General features: G+C 35.1%; 1 protein-coding gene. It reads right to left on the bottom strand.

The window, feature by feature from the left end:
* Positions 1-296: 296 nt before the first annotated feature.
* Positions 297-1,328 (bottom strand): hypothetical protein, encoded by a 1,032-nt coding sequence (locus IX84_RS29995; protein ID WP_044230226.1) that lies wholly within the window; start codon positions 1,326-1,328, stop codon positions 297-299.
* Positions 1,329-1,485: the final 157 nt, after the last annotated feature.

Genomic DNA, 1,485 nt, shown 5'->3' with positions numbered 1-1,485 from the left:
TGACAGGGAGCGGTAATTGTTAAGGATCTCAATTATTCGGGACAACGAATTACCCGATAGAAATACTGATTTTCCATTTTTTGCCTGCCTAATTGGGCTATACATTCAATTGACCGTAACAAACAAAACTTGGGTTCCAAAAAACAATTATTCCCGATTTTCAAAGGCAGGCTTAATCTCTAATCGTTTGTTTATCAGTTTTTTATTCCCAAAATGGAGTGCGCCCAACGGCCCGGCTAGCCGCAGTACGGAGCATCGCGGAGTATTGTCGGCTAGCCATTGTTGGCTGCTGTTTTTCACTTATTACTCTTCAATTTATCTAAAATCCAAGCTTTTTTTGGATACTCTTTCCTAAATTTTCTTGTTACGCTTGAAATCTTTTCTCCCTCCTTTTCAAAATCGTCCTCTGTAAATATTTTCTTCTCTGTTAAGAAACGGTGAAAAACGGGTAAATAATACAACATACAATAGTTCGATTCTGTATTTAGGCTCATCCCATTAATAGAATTTTCGTACATATGCCTCTCAAATGAATTTTCACGTATCTTAAAGTAGGTAACTAAATCACTATACTTACTGTTTTCAAAATAGTCAGTTAATGCTTTCATTACTATTCCGGACTCTAAATAGGGAACATCATACTTGCTATTCAAGTAATTCTGAAAATCGTTTACAATTCCTAAAATATAGTCTCCCCTATCATTTTTAAAATTCAGTCCTTGGTCGAGCCCCTCTAATATTTTTTGATAACGCTCACTAATTTCTAAATCATATTTCCCCAGTTCCTCCGATGCTTCATCTATACTTTTAACACCTGTATTGATTTTCCCTATTTCAATCATCAATTTATAAAAATGTAAATCCTCTTCGGCTCCACTAATCAGGTTTGGTGATGTTTTTATATTGAAATACTCTTTTTCGATATACTCTTCAATCCAAGATTCTTTTCCATAATGAACCAAACGGTTCAACGTTATCAAAATAGAATCATAGTCATATCCTATTTCAATCCATTTATCAAAAATTGACTTCGCCTTTGATTCTTGACGAGTTGATACATAATAAGGAATTAGAATATCTGCAAATTGACCAAACTCTTCTTCATGTGTATTTGGATAATGCTCCGCTAAAATATTTTCTAGCCTAACTATTGAAGCATAATCGTCTTTTTCGTTCAAAGCTAGTAAAAACTCAAATATCAGATCCTCTATTCCATAATTCTTTATACTCTCATTGTCGGGATTATCCTTAAGAATTCTGATTATCTCATCTTTTTCAGAATATAAGTCTTTTTCAATTAGTGAGTCAAAGTATTCCTCGTAGTCCATTATCATTTCTTTTTAATAAATAGCAGCCAACGGCCAGGCTACGCGCAGGCTGGGATTTTAAAATTACTCTTTTCGTTCGATTTCACCAATACTAGCGCAGACAGCAAAAGGCGATGATGGCGCAGCCTGGCTTTTGCTGCCTGCAGCGGGTTTTTCT

Source organism: Phaeodactylibacter xiamenensis (genome assembly GCF_000759025.1).
Classification (GTDB): Bacteria; Bacteroidota; Bacteroidia; order Chitinophagales; family Saprospiraceae; genus Phaeodactylibacter; species Phaeodactylibacter xiamenensis.
The sequence above is the reverse complement of the archived record's forward strand: the minus strand, read 5'-3'. Positions and strand labels throughout refer to the sequence as shown.